Origin of the sequence: Methanobrevibacter sp., from assembly GCF_045636185.1 — an archaeon.
In the GTDB taxonomy this organism is placed as follows: domain Archaea; phylum Methanobacteriota; class Methanobacteria; order Methanobacteriales; family Methanobacteriaceae; genus Methanocatella.
This window is the reverse complement of the sequence record NZ_JAZTXC010000138.1, coordinates 1-1,560: the sequence shown is the minus strand read 5'-3', so window position 1 is coordinate 1,560 and position 1,560 is coordinate 1. Positions and strand designations below refer to the sequence as shown.

The following is a 1,560-nucleotide window of genomic DNA, read 5'->3' as shown; positions in this document are numbered from 1 at the left end:
CATATAGTTGAGTATTCTTATATTACATGTGATTTATTTTATATTGCATGTAATTGTTACCATGTAATTTTTACATGTAAGTTATAGAATAAATCCGTTGATATATCTTTGATAACATTTATTGATTATTAATTCATAAGTATTTCAAAAATATTCAACAATATAAATAACTTAACAAATAACTTATACTTAATTATATACTTAACTTATATACAATTTATAAAAAGAGGTTTTTATAATGGCAAAAGAAAAAGAACATTTAAATTTAGCATTTATTGGACACGTTGACCACGGTAAATCCACTTTAGTAGGACACTTATTATTAAAAGCTGGTGCAATCGCTGAACAACAATTAGATGAAGGTGAAGACAAATTCAGATTTGTTATGGACAAATTAGGTGAAGAAAGAGAAAGAGGAGTAACCATTGACTTAGCTCACCAAAAATTCTCCACCAACAAATACGACTACACTGTAGTAGACTGTCCTGGACACAGAGACTTCGTTAAAAACATGATTACTGGTGCATCCCAAGCTGACGCAGCTGTATTAGTAGTAGCTGCTAACGACGGTGTAATGCCACAAACCAAAGAACACATGTTCTTATCCATGACTTTAGGTATTAAACAATTAATCATTGCTGTAAACAAAATGGATATGGTAGATTACAGTGAAGACAGATTCAACGAAGTAAAAGGCGAAGTATCTGACTTACTCAGATCCATTGGTAGAGACCCAGCAACCACTCCTTTCATCCCTATGTCTGCATTTGAAGGAGACAACATCAAAGAGCTCTCCGACAACATGTCCTGGTACAAAGGTAGTCCTTTAATGGATGAATTAGACAAATTAGTACCACCTGAAAAACCTGTAGACTTACCATTAAGAATTCCTATTCAAGACGTATACTCCATTACTGGTGTAGGTACTGTACCTGTAGGAAGAGTAGAAACTGGTATCATGAAACAAGGAGACAACGTTATCTTTGAACCTGCTGGAGTATCTGGTGAAGTAAAATCTATCGAAATGCACCACGAAACTTTCCCTGAAGCTGAACCTGGTGACAACATCGGATTCAACGTAAGAGGTGTAGGTAAAAACGATATCAGAAGAGGAGACGTAGCTGGACACACTACTGACGCTCCTACCGTAGCTAAAGAATTTACTGCACAAGTTGTAGTATTACAACACCCTGGTGTAATTACCGTTGGATACACCCCTGTATTCCACTGTCACACCTCACAAACTGCATGTACTTTCTTAGACTTAACTTCTAAACTCGACCCTGCTACCGGTCAACCTGAAGCTACCAAACCTGACTTCATTAAAACTGGTGACGCAGCTATTGTACAAATTAAACCAACCAAACCTATGGTTATGGAAGAAGCTGCAAACATCCCTCCAATGGGAAGATTCGCTATCAGAGATATGGGTCAAACCGTAGCAGCTGGTTTATGTCTTAAAGTAACTGACAAAAAATAAGATTGATGATTAATTTTTAATTAATTATTAATTTTTTATTTTTTTTAGTTTTAATTTTGAATTTATTAGAAATCTCTTAA

The 1,560-nt window shown here is 35.1% G+C and carries 1 protein-coding gene; it reads left to right on the top strand.

The annotated features are described in order from the left end of the window. Positions 1–238: 238 nt before the first annotated feature. Positions 239–1,480, top strand: coding sequence for a translation elongation factor EF-1 subunit alpha (gene tuf / locus ACKI3Q_RS07700; protein ID WP_407415862.1), 1,242 nt, complete (start codon positions 239–241; stop codon positions 1,478–1,480). The last annotated feature ends 80 nt before the right edge of the window (positions 1,481–1,560 follow it).